Raw genomic sequence first — 11,443 nt, 5'->3', positions numbered from 1 at the left:
AAGGTGGGCAGCGTTAGCGCCACGCCGTACAGCCCGAGAACGGCCCCCCGCCCGGGAGGCGGGGGGCCGTTCTCGGGCTGTACGGCGTGGCGCTAACGCTGCCCACCGTCTTCGGCGGCGCGCTCGGGCTCTGGATCGTCGAGAACGCCGGGTTCGGCGCCGCATTTCTGATCGGCGGTTTGAGCCCGCTCCTGGGACTGGCGGCCGCCACCGGGATCAGGCTGGTCGAGCCCGCCGGGGACGAAGGCGGCCGGTCTGGAGGGTTCTTCTCCGCGGTAGGCCGCGGGGAGCTGGCCAGGATCTTCCTGCTCTTCTCATCGGTGACCGTCTCCGCGGGCGTCGTAATAACCTTCCTGCCGCTCTCGGCCCCGGCGTCCGGCCCGTACTCCGCGGCCGCCACGCTCCTCGTGTTCGGTGTAGCCGTCACCGCCGGGCGGCTCGGGGCCGGCTGGTACGTCGACCGCCGTGGCGCCCGCGAGCTTCTGGTGCCCGGTATGGCCGCCGCCGCGATGGGGATGACGCTGCTCTCCTCACAGGGGCCTCTACTGCTGGCCGGCGGTCTGCTGTTCGGCGGCGGCTTCGGGGTGCTGCAGAACTCGACCCTCATGCTCGTGATGGCCCGCGTCTCAAAGGCCGAGTACGGGACCGGTAGCACCCTCTGGAACGTCGCCTTCGACGCCGGCACCGGGCTCGGGGCCTTCGTCTTCGGGTTCGTCGTGGAGGCGGCCGGGTTCGGGATCACTTTTTATCTCTGTGCCGGACTGCTCCTGCTGGCCACCGTCCTGGTGCCGTTGGATCTCAGACGCTACCGTACGGCCCGGAGCCAGTAGTCCCGGGGTCCGTAGGCCCTGCGTTCCGGCGTTACACTAGCCGGGTTGGTAATATTCTGCCTCGCGGGTTATATGATGCGCGGAAGTTCGCAGAGGCTCGAAGAGGGGACGATACAGAGATTGGCGTCGGAGAAGCCCACCGAAAGACCTACAGAGAGCGAGATGGATCAGAGCGTAGACGCGCTGACCGCCGGGGCGATGTCCGGAGTGTGGGAGTGGACCCGGGGCAGGCTCCCCGAGGGCCTGGAGGTCTTCGACGCCCACTCCCACATCGGGGAGGATCTCGACGGGCGCCGGATGACGGCTGAGGGGATGCGCGAGCGTCAGGAGGCCGCTGGCGTCGCCCGCAGCATCGTGTTCCCGCTCAACGACCCGAACGCCAGCGAGGACTTCGCCGGCCCGAACGACGTGTTGTGGGAGGCGTACGAGTCGTACCCGGATCACCTCGTCCCGTTCTTCCGGCTGAACCCCCACCAGCCGAACCACGCGGAGTTCGAGCGGTGCGTGGGGCGTGGCTTCGTCGGGCTCAAGCTGCATCCCGTCTCCCAGAAGTTCCCGCTCGACGATCCGGGCGCGGTCGAGCTATTCGAGATGGCCGCCGAGGCCGGGCTGCCGGTCCTGGTACACGCCGGGTTCGGCATGGAGCGCATCGTGGAGCCGCTGCTGCCGACCTTGGAGAGAAACCCCGGGCTAAAGCTGATCCTGGGCCACTCCGGGATGGTGGACGTGCTGGAAGCCTCTCGCGCCTTCCTGGATTACCCGAACGTCCGCTTCGATACCTCGGTGGTCAAGGCAAAGGACCTCTACGTCCTGTTCCGCTCCGTGCCGCCGGAGAGGGTCTGCTACGGCTCCGACATCCCCTATGGCGACATACCCTCTACCCTGCACGCCACCCTGCACGCCGCCACCCTGGCCGGCCTGACCGAGAATGAGCTCCGCGGCGTGCTCTCGGATAACATCCGGCGGTGGTTCCCGTGAGCCGTGAGAGCCGTGAGAGCCGTAAAACCGGGGAGGCGGACCCCGCGCTCCGCGTCGCCCATCTGCTCAGGATAGACGGATACCTGGACATGGCGATGCTCGGCATGTGGGCCGCCACCGAGCGCGGGCCCAGCCTGCTCGGCATGGCCGACGCCAGTCTGCGGCACCCCGGCCCCGACGAGCGCGACGAAGAGCTGCTGGGCCTCGTGCGGGCGCTATTCAAGGAGGCCCGCGGGTACCGGGACGCCGGAGATTTCCCGGCCATGATGTGCCGGATGCGGGTGGTGGAGGACCTGCTCGCGCTGCGGATAATCGAGATTACCGGAGACGCGCCGGGTGAGAGAGGCCCCGACGGCTCCTGATCCTCCCGACGTGCCGCTGGCGGCTCTGTACCGCGCGGGACTCGCAGAGAGCGTCCACCGGGGCCGCTACGCTGTATGTGACGCCGGCGGCGGCCTCCTCGACTCCGGCGGCGAGACCGGAGAGCCGGTCTGGGTACGGTCCTCAGCAAAGCCGTTCCAGGCCCTGCCGCTCGTCGTTAGCGGCGCGGCTGGCGCGCTAGGCCTGACCGACGAGGAGCTCGTCGTCGCCTGCGGCTCCCACGGCGGCGAGGAGGCGCACGTCGCTACCGTACGCTCGATTCTGGGTAAGGCCGGTCTCTCCGAAGAGGCCCTACAAAGCGGGGCCCACCCGCCATTGAACGGCGCGGCCTCCCGGGCCCTGGCCCGCGCCGGAGGCAGCCCACGGCCCGTACACGGCAACTGCTCCGGCAAGCACGCCGGGATGCTGGCGCTGTGCTCGTATCGTGGCTGGGAGACCGCGAGTTACCTGGACCGGGATCATCCCGTACAGCGGGAGATACTCGGTGCAGTAAGCCGGATGTGCGGCCTGGACGAGAGAGAGGTGCTAATCGGCGGCGACGGCTGTGGCGCCCCGGCCTTCGCGCTGCCGCTCCGCTCGCTGGCGGCCGGGTTCGCCCGGCTCGCGTCCTGTGCGGCTCCGGAGCCTTTCGGAGCGGCGGCGGATCGCGTACGGCGGGCGATGGGCGGGCATCCCTTCATGGTAGCGGGCACCGGCAGGCTGGACACGAGGCTGATGCAGGGCGCGGAGTTCGTGTGCAAGAGCGGGGCGGAGGGTATCTTCACCGCCGGGTTGCCGGATGGCACGGGGCTCGCGATCAAGGTCTCCGACGGCTCGGGCAGGGCTCTGGAGCCCGCCGCGCTCTCGCTGCTCGGGAGGCTCGGGGCGGAGCCACTGCCCGAGCCGGATACCGTCGTGAGAGACCTGCACGGCGCGGAGGTCGGCTCGCTGGGGACGCTCGTATAAAGCTTACATAAAGGACCGCTCCCCCGACTACCGGGGGTATCGGCTGGCGGAGACCATCGTCCTCGGCACGGCCCTGCGCCTCGGGATGCTGTCGAGGCTCTCGGAGTTTTCGGAGCCGCGGGTGGCGCGGAGCTCTTCGCGGGCAACATGCTCGTCTTCACCCCGCAAGGCTACACTTACACCGCCTGGGAGTACGGGAACTGGCTAGGTGAGGCGGGGTTCGGGGCGTTCGAGGTCACGCCGTTCTCCGGGCGGGGTACGCACCTCGGTGATCGCCCGCAGGCCGGTTGCCGGTCAGCGTTGCTCCACGCCTCGCGGCCGTGCGCCGGTTAGGGCGCGGCTCATGAGACCGGCCGCTGTTTCCCGCCGCTCTCCGGTGATTCTCAGCTTTGCAGGCCCGGGATCTTGCCGTTTCGGAAGGCATCCACGAACAGCTCGTGGTCGTCGCGGACGATCCGGGCGTAGCCCATGCCGAACCCGGACATCTCCTCGATGAACTCCTCCTCGTTGCCGCTGGTGGCGGCGACGATCTCATCCTCGGTCTGGAAGTCCACGATGGTGGAGTCGGAGTCCTCGTCCGCCACACAGTGGACCTTCGCGGTGGCCCGGCCCAGGTAGTCCAGCACCGGGGACATCTGCTCGGGCTCGGTGAGGTCGGACCAGTCCAGGTCCTCGACGTAGGGCGAGAGCTCCGCGACTACGAAGCCGACGCCGTCTATCTCGGTGTGGCCGAGCCAGGGGTCGGCGTGGTTCTGGAGCGACCTCTGGGAGACCGCAGTGCGGTGGCCATGGTGCTCGAAGTAGTCCCCGATACGCTCGTCGCGCACTATGCGGCTCGGGGCGGCGACGTTGCCCTGCTTCATGGAGAGCACCACGTCGTTCTCCAGCACCTGTGTCGGACCTTCCACGAGCACGTTGTAGGCCGGGAGCCCGGCGGAGCCGATGCCGAAACCCTTGCGGCCGACGACGTCCTTGATCTCGTACGAGAGGCTCCTGGTGTCCTCACTCGTGCGCCGGTGGCCGGGGATCGTCTCCAGGTACGCTTCGAACGCGGACTCCACCCTGGCTCGCTCATCCGCTTCCAGCCTGCGGACGCCGGAGCCGAGCCTGAACCGTCTATCCAGGGTCTCCTCGTCTATGAGGGTGGTCTTCTCCAGCAGCTCGACGCGGGTGTTGAGCCGGGTCTCGAGGAGCATCTGGCGGATGCGGCCCTCCGTGGTGTCCAGCCGCAGAGAGTACTCGTGGTCGCGGTCGGTGTCCACGAAGTCGTGTACCTGCTGGAGGTAGGCCCGGACGTAGGTTCTTATGAGCTCGGCTATGTCGGCGTCGGAGATGGCCTTCATCCAGCACATCAGGGCGACGCTGGCGGCCATGCGCTTGATGTCCCAGGTAAAGTGCCCGAGATAGGCCTCGTCGAAGTCGTTGACGTCGAAGACGAACATGCCGTCGCCGTCCATGTACGTGCCGAAGTTCTCGGCGTGCAGGTCGCCCTGGATCCAGACTCGACCCGTACGCTCGTTCGCCCACCGGTCCTCGTCCCGGTCCATGTCGCTGTAGAAGAGGGGCGCGCCGCCCCGGTAGAACGAGAAAGGGTCCACGGCCATCTTGCGGAACTTGCGCCGGAAGGCGTCCGGGTCCCGCGACACGAGCTCGGAGAAAGCCTCCGTCAGCACCCCGACGATCTCCGTCTGACGCCTGCCGGAGTCCAGCCCCTGTATGTCACTCAACGTCTCGTCGCCCATGCGGGTCCTCTCGTGGAGCCTTTCGTGGTCTTTTCGTTCGTTCACGGGCGATTCTACCCGGAGAGCCCGGCCCGGATTTCCGGTATGACTCGGTACGGCTCTGTGTAACTCGGTATGATGAGCCTACCGCGCCGCCCGGATCGGCGGGCTCGACTTAGCCCAGCTCGCGGTCCAGGGCGTCGAGGAGCTCGCGCAGGTTGCGGGGATTCTGGCCGAGGTCGCTCTTTCCCACCCGCGAGGCGCTCGTGAGCTCGATCCGGGTCCGGTCGGTATTTTCATCGGGCTCCGCCTTTAGCTCTACGTCGTCCTTGAAGCGCAGCAGGGAGGTGGCGCGGACGGCGCGGACGCCCGTCTCGTCCCGGGTGGAGAGGCTCCAGTTGGGTAGACTCTCCACGGCACGCGCGGCGGCATCGAGCAGTTCATCCGGCCGGCACTCGTACACGGCGGACGTCCGGGCCGAGTTTTGTGAGGGGCGTTCGATCTCGCTCATTGGATATATTGTAGAGGCACTGTAGAGGAAGTGTAGAGACGTAGGAGAACTCGATGAGACACGCGAGCCTGACACCGGATCTCCTGGAGCTCTGTTACCGCAACGGTGCCTTCCCGATGGCGGACCCCTACGGCGGCGGGGTCGAGCTGTATCGCGCCGACCCGCGGGCCGTTCTGGAGCTTGACGAGCTCCACGTCTCCAAGTCCCTGCGGCGCACGATCCGCTCCGGGCGCTACGAGGTACGGGTTGACGAGGACTTCGGGGCCGTGATCCGGTCCTGCGCCGAGCTCCGTCCCGAGCGCCGGGAGACCTGGATAGACGACGATATCATAGCCGCCTTCGAGGGCCTGTACGAGCGTGGCCTGGCCCACAGCGTCGAGGCTTATCGTGAGGGGAGGCTGGTGGGCGGTCTGTACGGCGTCTCACTCGGCGGCGCGTTCATGGGCGAGTCCATGTTCAGCCGCGAGCGCGACGCCTCCAAGGTATGCTTGTACCACCTCGTCGAGCGTCTGAGAGCGCGCGGCTTCGTGCTGCTCGACTGCCAGATACAGAACGATCACATGCAGAGCCTCGGCACGCGAGAGATACCGGAATCCGAGTACCTGCGCCGCCTGAACCACGCCCTGAGCCTTGACCGGAGCTTCACGTAAGAGCCCGAGACAGGCAGGTTTCCTGGGCTCTTACACCGGCGACTATGTATCCACCGACATTCGCTGAGGCTTTATCCGGCGTCTGGACCAGAACACCGTCGGGGTACGAGCTCTATTGCGAGGGTAAGGTACACCGGTAAGCGGGGCGGGGCTCGTTTTGGCGCGTAGGCTCTGCAAGCAATCGCGCGTGATAAGCTAGCCCCATGGATAGCAGATACGTTAAGTTGGAGAGGCGGCCCGAGCTCGAGCGGCCCGTACTCATAGTCGCATTCTCGGGCTGGAACGACGCCGCCGAGGCCGCCAGCGTCACCCTGAGCACCCTCGGGGACGCGTGGGAGTCCGAGCGTTTCGGGGGCTTCGACCCCGAGCTCTTCTACGACTTTCAGGCCACGCGGCCCCAGATCAAGTTCGACCAGGGCTCCTCGCGCAAGATAGAGTGGCCCGAGAACGAGCTCCGCTTCGCCAACAGGGAAGGGGTTGGCTCGCGCTCTGCCAGAGACGCGGTGCTCTTCTCCGGACCGGAGCCGAACTACCGCTGGCACGCCTTCGCCGAGAACATAGCCGACCTCGCCGAAGAGCTGGGGGTCGAGCTCGTAATAACCCTCGGCGCGCTGCTGGCCGACGTGCCGCACTCCCGCCCCGTGGCGGTGACCTCGATCTCGGAGGACCCGAACCTCATCGAGGGTCTGGACGTGGCGAGCTCTAGCTACGAGGGGCCGACCGGGATCACGGGCGTGGTCCACGCCTACTGCGCCAACCGGGGTTTACCTTCCGTCAGCCTCTGGGCCTCGGTGCCGCACTACCTGCCATCCGTCCCGTCAGCCCCGGCGGCGCTGGCCCTGATCGAGAGCGTCTCCGAGCTTCTCGGCGCCGAGGTGGATACCTCCCAGCTGGAGAAGACGGCGGGAGAGTACGAGGAGCAGGTCGCCTCAGCCGTACAGCAGGATCAGGACCTCGCCTCCTACGTGCACATGCTCGAAGAACGCTACGACTCCCAGGACGACTCCGCCGGAGAAGACGATCTACCCTCCGGCGACGACCTCGCCCAGGAGCTCGAAGGCTTCCTCAAGAACCAGCGCGGCGACGACCCTCCGGGGCCCCCGGACGAGTAGCCGACGCTCCGTAACTTCGAGACACCAGGATATTTCAAGAAGGAGCTCTAGTTGAATAAGGATCTCGCCCAACGCACGATAGACCTCGCCACGGAGAATATCGAGCACGGTGGCAGGCCGTTCTCCTGCGTCGTAGCTTCCTCCGCGGACGGTACCGTGCTCGCCGAGAGCCCGAACCTCGTGGCGCAGACCAACGACCCCACGGCCCACGCCGAGGTGGTAGCCATAAGGGAGGCCTGCCAGAGGCTCGGCTCGCCGAACCTCGAGGGGTACGAGATCTACGTGATGGCCCATCCGTGCCCGATGTGCCTGGGAGCCCTGTACTACGCGAGCCCGGACCTGGTCGCGTATCTCGTTACCCGCGAGGAAGAGGGCCGCTACTACACCGACGACCAGAAGTACTTCGAGTTCGATAACTTCTACGACGAGTTCCAGAAAGAGCCCCAGGACAGACGACTCCCGATGCAGCACACGCCCGCCGAAGGCGGCCTCGAAGTCTACAGCTACTGGCAGAGTCTAAACAGAACGTAGAGACTCTTTGGGCTTTGTTTGGGCCTCGCCGGCCCTGCGGTATATAGCGGAAAAGCTGCAGTGAGAGATGAGGGGTAGAAGATGAGCACGAACCTCGGAGGGTTCAACAAGAGCCCGGACGGGATGGTCGTGGCGCTGGTCCAGTTCCAGCGCCGGGTCATAGAGACCCCGGAGGATCTCGCGGCCCAGACGGAGCGTATCTGCGAGACGGTCCGGCGGACGAAGGCTTACATGTCCACCACGGATCTCATAGTCTTCCCCGAGTACGCCCTGCACGGCCTCTCCATGGATACTTCCCCGGAGCTGATGGTGAGCCTCGACGGGCCGGAGGTCGCGGCCTTCAAGGAGGTCTGTCGCGAGCAGGAGGTGTGGGGCTGCTTCTCGATCATGGAAGAGAACACCGATATTCCGGACGGCGCGCCGTGGAACAGCGGCATCATCGTGGACTCGGAAGGGGAGATCGCGCTTTACCAGCGCAAGCTCCACCCCTGGGTGCCCGCCGAGCCCTGGGAGCCGGGCGATATGGGGCTCGCGGTGTGCGACGGGCCGGCGGGCTCGAAGCTCTCGCTCCTGATCTGTCACGACGGCATGTTCCCCGAGGTCGCCCGCGAGGCCGCCTATCAGGGGGCGAACGTCGCGCTGCGCACCGCTGGCTATACCATCCCGATCCGCAACGCCTGGCGGATCACCAACGAGGCAAACGCCTTTACCAACCTGATGTATACCGCTTCGGTGTGCATGGCCGGAGAGGACGAGCTCGGGCGCTCCATGGGCGAGGGCATGGTCTGCGACTATGAGGGCTCGATCACGGCCCGCGGCAGCGAGATCCCCGGCGAGGTGGTGACGGCGGAGATAGTGCCCTCCCGTGCGGACGAGGCCCGCGAGAACTGGGGCGTGGAGAACAACATCTACCAGCTAGGGCACCGGGGCTTCGTCGCCGTGGAAGGCGGGATGAACGACTGCCCCTACACCTACATGCGCGACCTCGCCGCTGGCGAGTACCGGCTGCCCTGGGAGGACAGGGTCAAGGTCAAGGACGGCACCGGCGCAGGCTTCACGCCGCCCAGAGAGAACGACCGGGAGGGCGTGGGGAGCCGCTCCTAGCAGCTCTTACAGAACGCCCCGCCCAGCGAGGGGTATCGGCGCTACTTCTTGGCCCTCATGCCGGGCTCTAGCGTCTTCTTGCGCAGCCGGATGGACTTCGGCGTGATCTCGACCAGCTCGTCGTCGGCGATGTACTCCAGGGCGTCTTCGAGGCTCAGGCGGCGCGGCGGGGTGAGGTTCAGAGAGTCGTCGGCCCCGGCGGAGCGGACGTTGGTGAGCTTCTTGTTCTTGCACACGTTCACGTCCAGGTCGTTCTCACGGCCGTTCTCGCCCACGATCATGCCGCCGTACACCTCCGTGCCCGGCTCGATAAAGAACACGCCGCGCTCCTGGAGCTTGGAGATAGAGTACGCGAAGGCCGGTCCCCGCTCCGTCGCGACCAGGCTGCCGTTATTGCGCGTCCTGAGGTCCCCCGACCACGGCTCGTAGCCGTCGAAGACGTGGCTCATTATCCCCTCGCCCCCCGTCATGGACAGGAACTGCGTCCGGAAGCCGAGCAGCGCGCGGGAGGGTATCCTGAACTCTACCCGGGTGCGGTCCCCCTGCGGCTCCATCTGCACCATCTGACCCTTGCGTCCGGAGAGCACCCCGATCACGGCCGAGGCGTAATCCGAGGGCACGTCTATTACCAGGTGCTCGACGGGCTCCTGCACCTTGCCGTCCACCTCGCGCCGGATTACCTGTGGGCCGGCGACCTGCACCTCGTAGCCCTCGCGGCGCATGTTCTCCAGCAGGACGGATAGATGTAGCTGGCCCCGCCCGGAGACCTTGAACTCTTCGGGCGTTATCTCCTCGACCACGAGCGAGACGTTGGTCTGGGCCTCGCGTCTGAGGCGGTCCTCCAGGTGGCGCGAGGTGACGTAGCGGCCCTCCTTGCCCGCGAAGGGGCTCGTGTTCGGCGAGAAGACCATGCTCACCGTCGGCTCGTCCACCGAGATCGCGGGCAGAGCCTCCGGCGCGTCGGGGTCGGCGATGGTCTCGCCGATGCCGGCGTCCTCCAGCCCCGAGAGCGCCACGATGTCTCCCGCGCCCACCGACTGGGCCTCCGTGCGCTGCAGCCCGAGGTGGGTAAAGGTCTGGGCCACCCGCGAGCGGCCGACGGACCCGTCCTTGCGGATCAGGGACACGGACTCCCCGCGCGAGACGCTGCCGCGTCTTATGCGGCCCACGACGATGCGCCCCAGATACTCCGAGTAGTCGAAGCTCGTCACCAGCATTTGGAACGGCGCGTCGAGGTCTACCTCCGGCGCCGGGATCTCCCGCAGCACCGCCTCGAAAAGCTCCCGCAGGTCGTCTCTGGGGGAGTCCGGGTCCATGAAGGCCCGGCCCTCGCGGGCGACGGCGTAGATCACCGGAAAGTCGAGCTGCTCCTCCGAAGCCCCGAGGTCGGCCATGAGGTCGAAGGTCAGGTCCACCGCCTCGTCCGGGCGGGCCTCCGGGCGGTCTATCTTGTTGATCACGACCATGGGCTTGAGGCCGAGCTCCAGCGCCTTGCCGAGCACGAAGCGGGTCTGGGGCATCGGCCCGTCCACGGCGTCCACCAGGAGCAGGCAGCCGTCCACCATGCCCAGCACCCGCTCGACCTCGCCGCCGAAGTCCGCGTGGCCGGGGGTGTCGACGATGTTGATCTTGACACCCTCGTACTCCACGGCGGTATTCTTGGCCAGGATGGTTATGCCACGCTCCTGTTCGAGCGTGTCGCTGTCCATGACGCGCTCCTTCAGCTCCCTGCCGTGTACCGGCTCCAGGGTCTGACGCAGCATGCCGTCCACGAGGGTAGTCTTGCCGTGGTCGACGTGCGAGATTATGGCGATGTTACGGTAACCGGTGTAGTCCATGAGCTCTCCTGAGGGATGTCCGCGCCGGCCCTCTGGCTCCGGCGGGACACGCGGGCGGTGGTCAAAGTATGGGGAATATGAGGGATGCCGGACGATACGACTCGAACCGACGCTGCCCGATGTTGACGGGACCGCCCTCTGGCAGGCTCGCATTCTACCGCACATGACCGGATGTACAGCCGGGCGGAGTCGAGCAGAGCCGATGCGAAGAGGCTGGAAGCTCTAGGAAGTTCTAGACGGTCAGAAGATCAGGGCCAGCGCGAACACCGCCACGCTCGCCAGCGCCAGCGCGCCCTGGGCGACGGCCGAGATCAGGTACCCCACGAAGACGCCGCCCGCGGCGCGTGAGATGCGGCCCCAGTCAGAGCCCTGCTCGGACGCCCTCTCGACCCTGGGGCCCGTGTCTGAATCCGGGCCGCCGGCGGCATTACTGCGGTTACGCTTCAGGTACTCTCCGGCGAACACCCCGGCGACGGAGCCCAGGATCAGGCCGAACACCGCCCCGACGCCGAAGACCAGCGCCCCGAGCAGGGTCCCGACGAGGCCGCCGACGGCGCCGCCTATCGTGCCGTATCCGCTGGCCCCGAACCTGCGGGCACCGTAGACGGTGCCCAGAAGGTCCGCGACGAACGCGAGCGCGGCGAATACCCCGAGCAGCACGAGCACCCACGTGCCGACGTTCGCGAAGTCGGTGAAGTAGGAGTAGACGAGCGTGGCTACGAAGATCAAAGGCACCCCCGGTACCCCGGGCACTACGCTCCCCACGAGGCCGATCAGCACCGCCGCGATGGTTATGAAAAAGAGCAGATCGAACTCGACGGCCGCCAAAACTCCCAGCATGG

At 66.9% G+C, this 11,443-nt stretch carries 12 protein-coding genes and 1 pseudogene; 8 read left to right on the top strand and 5 right to left on the bottom strand.

Annotation, left to right across the window (positions count from 1 at the left end; genetic code table 11):
• Positions 1 to 59: 59 nt before the first annotated feature.
• The 4 genes and pseudogenes from ABD53_RS14500 to ABD53_RS14485 form a co-directional block, all read left to right on the top strand.
• A pseudogene (locus ABD53_RS14500) lies at positions 60 to 830 on the top strand (MFS transporter); the annotation flags it as partial.
• A gap of 162 nt (positions 831 to 992) precedes the next feature.
• Entirely contained in the window at positions 993 to 1,808 is an 816-nt protein-coding gene (locus tag ABD53_RS14495) for an amidohydrolase family protein (protein ID WP_047866539.1), read from the top strand.
• Positions 1,805 to 2,170, top strand: coding sequence for a hypothetical protein (locus tag ABD53_RS14490; protein WP_047866538.1), 366 nt, complete (start codon positions 1,805 to 1,807; stop codon positions 2,168 to 2,170). The genes ABD53_RS14495 and ABD53_RS14490 overlap by 4 nt, the downstream gene beginning before the upstream one ends.
• On the top strand, positions 2,145 to 3,134 hold the full coding sequence (locus ABD53_RS14485) for an asparaginase (RefSeq protein WP_053058127.1): 990 nt from the start codon (positions 2,145 to 2,147) through the stop codon (positions 3,132 to 3,134). Before ABD53_RS14490 ends, ABD53_RS14485 begins: the two co-directional genes overlap by 26 nt.
• 27 nt (positions 3,135 to 3,161) lie before the next feature.
• Here the strand turns inward: ABD53_RS14485 and ABD53_RS17350 are convergent, their stop codons facing one another.
• The 3 genes from ABD53_RS17350 to ABD53_RS14470 form a co-directional block, all read right to left on the bottom strand.
• Complete coding sequence (locus ABD53_RS17350) at positions 3,162 to 3,302, bottom strand: hypothetical protein (protein ID WP_160309709.1); 141 nt, start codon at positions 3,300 to 3,302, stop codon at positions 3,162 to 3,164.
• Between the two features lie 215 nt (positions 3,303 to 3,517).
• Positions 3,518 to 4,876 carry a DUF2252 domain-containing protein gene (locus tag ABD53_RS14475; RefSeq protein WP_047866536.1) on the bottom strand — a complete coding sequence of 453 codons (1,359 nt, stop codon included), beginning with the start codon at positions 4,874 to 4,876 and terminating at the stop codon, positions 3,518 to 3,520.
• Positions 4,877 to 5,030: 154 nt separating this feature from the next.
• A complete protein-coding gene (locus tag ABD53_RS14470; RefSeq protein ID WP_053058126.1) occupies positions 5,031 to 5,366 on the bottom strand; it encodes a DUF1499 domain-containing protein in 336 nt (111 codons plus the stop codon).
• A 53-nt stretch (positions 5,367 to 5,419) separates the two neighbouring features.
• Here ABD53_RS14470 and aat point away from each other — a divergent pair, with 53 nt between their 5' ends.
• The 4 genes from aat to ABD53_RS14450 all read left to right on the top strand — a co-directional run bounded on the left by aat (position 5,420) and on the right by ABD53_RS14450 (position 8,763).
• Positions 5,420 to 6,016: a leucyl/phenylalanyl-tRNA--protein transferase gene (gene aat / locus ABD53_RS14465; protein WP_047866535.1), complete on the top strand. Its 597-nt coding sequence runs from the start codon at positions 5,420 to 5,422 to the stop codon at positions 6,014 to 6,016.
• A 203-nt stretch (positions 6,017 to 6,219) separates the two neighbouring features.
• Positions 6,220 to 7,128 carry a PAC2 family protein gene (locus ABD53_RS14460; RefSeq protein ID WP_047866534.1) on the top strand — a complete coding sequence of 303 codons (909 nt, stop codon included), beginning with the start codon at positions 6,220 to 6,222 and terminating at the stop codon, positions 7,126 to 7,128.
• A 51-nt stretch (positions 7,129 to 7,179) separates the two neighbouring features.
• Positions 7,180 to 7,659: a nucleoside deaminase gene (locus ABD53_RS14455; protein ID WP_047866533.1), complete on the top strand. Its 480-nt coding sequence runs from the start codon at positions 7,180 to 7,182 to the stop codon at positions 7,657 to 7,659.
• A gap of 81 nt (positions 7,660 to 7,740) precedes the next feature.
• On the top strand, positions 7,741 to 8,763 hold the full coding sequence (locus ABD53_RS14450; protein ID WP_047866532.1) for a formamidase: 1,023 nt from the start codon (positions 7,741 to 7,743) through the stop codon (positions 8,761 to 8,763).
• A 41-nt stretch (positions 8,764 to 8,804) separates the two neighbouring features.
• On the opposite strand, the gene typA is transcribed toward ABD53_RS14450, so the two are convergent.
• A complete protein-coding gene (gene typA / locus ABD53_RS14445) occupies positions 8,805 to 10,601 on the bottom strand; it encodes a translational GTPase TypA (protein WP_047866531.1) in 1,797 nt (598 codons plus the stop codon).
• 240 nt (positions 10,602 to 10,841) lie between these two features.
• Positions 10,842 to 11,441, bottom strand: coding sequence for a DUF456 domain-containing protein (locus ABD53_RS14440; RefSeq protein WP_084709726.1), 600 nt, complete (start codon positions 11,439 to 11,441; stop codon positions 10,842 to 10,844).
• Positions 11,442 to 11,443 lie beyond the last annotated feature (2 nt).

Source organism: Rubrobacter aplysinae (genome assembly GCF_001029505.1).
Taxonomy (GTDB): domain Bacteria; phylum Actinomycetota; class Rubrobacteria; order Rubrobacterales; family Rubrobacteraceae; genus Rubrobacter_A; species Rubrobacter_A aplysinae.
The sequence above is the reverse complement of the archived record's forward strand: the minus strand, read 5'-3'. Positions and strand labels throughout refer to the sequence as shown.

Excerpts from the sequence above, each read along its gene's own strand:
- ABD53_RS14440 (WP_084709726.1), bottom strand. The coding sequence starts at position 11,441 with ATGCTGGGAGTTTTGGCGGCCGTCGAGTTCGATCTGCTCTTTTTCATA.
- ABD53_RS14495 (WP_047866539.1), top strand. The coding sequence starts at position 993 with ATGGATCAGAGCGTAGACGCGCTGACCGCCGGGGCGATGTCCGGAGTG.
- ABD53_RS14460 (WP_047866534.1), top strand. The coding sequence starts at position 6,220 with ATGGATAGCAGATACGTTAAGTTGGAGAGGCGGCCCGAGCTCGAGCGG.
- typA (WP_047866531.1), bottom strand. The coding sequence starts at position 10,601 with ATGGACTACACCGGTTACCGTAACATCGCCATAATCTCGCACGTCGAC.
- ABD53_RS14470 (WP_053058126.1), bottom strand. The coding sequence starts at position 5,366 with ATGAGCGAGATCGAACGCCCCTCACAAAACTCGGCCCGGACGTCCGCC.
- aat (WP_047866535.1), top strand. The coding sequence starts at position 5,420 with ATGAGACACGCGAGCCTGACACCGGATCTCCTGGAGCTCTGTTACCGC.
- ABD53_RS14475 (WP_047866536.1), bottom strand. The coding sequence starts at position 4,876 with ATGGGCGACGAGACGTTGAGTGACATACAGGGGCTGGACTCCGGCAGG.
- ABD53_RS14450 (WP_047866532.1), top strand. The coding sequence starts at position 7,741 with ATGAGCACGAACCTCGGAGGGTTCAACAAGAGCCCGGACGGGATGGTC.